General features: G+C 38.4%; 1 protein-coding gene. It reads right to left on the bottom strand.

The features are described 5' to 3' along the window. The coding region (locus tag SB765_RS29880; RefSeq protein ID WP_410932527.1) for a hypothetical protein at nucleotides 1–271 on the bottom strand (271 nt) is incomplete at both ends.

Raw genomic sequence — 271 nt, 5'->3', positions numbered from 1 at the left:
GGTGGTGGAGGTTTAATGCTCGCCGGTTTATTAACAGCAGCAGGAATATCTGAGCGGTTTAGAGGTATTGCATTATCTACTTGAGTGTCAGCGGAGGATTTTTCATTAAATGCTGCATTTCGGTTTGACTCAAACTGTAATAGTTTTAGTTTTAATACTGCAACCTCTTGTTTAAGGGCATTCAATTGCACTAAGGCCACTAACCCACAAATAGCTCCTACAACAATTGCAATAGATATAATAATTGCTAATCCGATTAACTCATCCATAC

Origin of the sequence: Pseudomonas sp. SIMBA_067 (assembly GCF_046534675.1) — a bacterium.
GTDB lineage: Bacteria > Pseudomonadota > Gammaproteobacteria > Pseudomonadales > Pseudomonadaceae > Aquipseudomonas > Aquipseudomonas putida.
Note: the sequence above shows the minus strand (reverse complement) of the source record. Positions and strands in the feature narration are given on the sequence as shown.